The sequence below is a fragment of the Streptomyces hilarionis genome (genome assembly GCF_024539675.1).
Classification (GTDB): domain Bacteria; phylum Actinomycetota; class Actinomycetes; order Streptomycetales; family Streptomycetaceae; genus Streptomyces; species Streptomyces hilarionis.
The window spans coordinates 1-1642 of the sequence record NZ_JAHHIT010000340.1; the positions used below are offsets into that span (position 1 = coordinate 1).

Consider the following 1642-nt stretch of genomic DNA (forward strand, 5'->3'; position numbering starts at 1 on the left):
GGGCGTGGGAGGTGGGGTGTCGTCCGTGTCGGTCTGCTGCGTCGTTATGTCCATGGGGATCTCCGGTCTGCGGAGCCGCCGGCGGGTGTGGGCGGCTCGGGTGGGGCCGGATCGCGCGTGGCCCCTGGCGGCGGTGCACCGGACGGGTGCGGTCCGGCCGGGCTCCCCCGGTCGGACCGCACCCAACAGATCAGCTCAGGCCCTCGATGGTGGTGCGGACCTTGGCGATGATGGCGTCGGGGATCGGCGCGTAGTCGATGCCCGAGAGGATGCCCTGGCCCTCCGTGCTGGCGATGTAGCGCAGGAACGCCTTGGTGGCGGGCAGGGTGTCGGCCTTGTTGCCCTTGTCGCAGGCGATCTCGTACGTGACGAGGGTCAGCGGGTAGGCGCCGTCGGCCTTGGTGTTGTAGTCCAGCTTCAGCGAGAGGTCGCTGCCCGTGCCGACGACCTGCGCGGCGGCGACGGCCTTGGTGGCGCCGTCGGAGGAGGGCTTGACCGGAGCGGCGGCGCCGGTGTTGACGGCGACGGTGCCCAGACCGTCCTTGGCGTAGGACAGCTCCATGTAGCCGATCGCGCCGTTGGTCTGCTTCACGCCCTGGGCGACGCCGGAGGAGCCGGCCGCGGCCTGGCCGCCCTTGGCCTGCCAGGCCTTGCCGCCGGAGTACTTCCAGTCGTTCGGGGCGGCGGCGATGAGGTACTTGGTGAAGTTGTCCGTCGTGCCGGACTCGTCCGAGCGGTGGTACGGCTGGATCTTCAGGTCGGGAAGCTTCGCGCCGGCGTTGAGCTTGGCGATCGCCGGGTCGTTCCACTTGGTGATCTTGCCGTCGAAGATCTTGGCGATCGTGGAGGCGTCGAGCACCAGGTTGTCCACGCCGGAGACGTTGTAGGCGACGGCGATCGGGCCGGCCACCATCGGCAGGTCGATGCCCTGACCGCCCTTGCAGACCGACTTCGACGCGGCGACGGCGTCGGGCTTGAGCGCGGAGTCCGAGCCGGCGAAGGCGACCTGGCCCTGCGTGAACGCGGTGACGCCGGCGCCGGAGCCGGAGCCCTTGTAGTTGACCTGGACGCCGGAGCAGGCCTGCGTGAAGTTCTTCACCCAGGCGTCGATCGCGTTCTTCTGCGCGGAGGAGCCGTCGGCGAGCAGCTGGCCCTTGGCGTCGTCGCACTTGATGGACCCGGCGGCCGCGGTGGCGGAGGACTTGCCGCCGTCGGTCTTGGTGCCGGTGTCGTCGGAGCCGCACGCCGTGAGGGCCAGGGCGCCGGAGACGGCGAGAGCACCGAGGGAGAGAGCCCGCCGGTTCATGCGCTGAAGCTTCACTTGGGGGAGGTCCTTCCAGGAGCCGCCGTCCTGAAATCCGGCGGCGTGCGGAGTGTGCGAAGTCTGTTTGGTACGGACACGTCCCGCTTGGTCGCGAGCCGCACCGCGTAAGGCTGAAATTAGGCAGATCAGGTGAAGGCGCTTACGGGCACGAGTGAACGGCGGGTGAACCCCTGGGGACGGTGCGGTTAGGTCACGGAACGCTCACGCGGAGGACACGGGGGGATTCCGGCCGCGGCCTTCGCGGGAGGGATCGGAGGCTTGCTCGGGAGGGAACGGAAGCCCGCGCGGGAGGGAGGGGAGGCCCGCTCTGGAGGGAGG

Annotated in this window: 1 protein-coding gene; it reads right to left on the reverse strand. The window is 70.0% G+C overall.

Annotation, left to right across the window (positions count from 1 at the left end; all coding sequences use genetic code 11):
• Window positions 1–190 precede the first annotated feature (190 nt).
• Window positions 191–1321 carry a phosphate ABC transporter substrate-binding protein PstS gene (pstS, locus tag KMS84_RS38475; protein ID WP_256921202.1) on the reverse strand — a complete coding sequence of 377 codons (1131 nt, stop codon included), beginning with the start codon at window positions 1319–1321 and terminating at the stop codon, window positions 191–193.
• Between the last annotated feature and the right edge of the window lie 321 nt (window positions 1322–1642).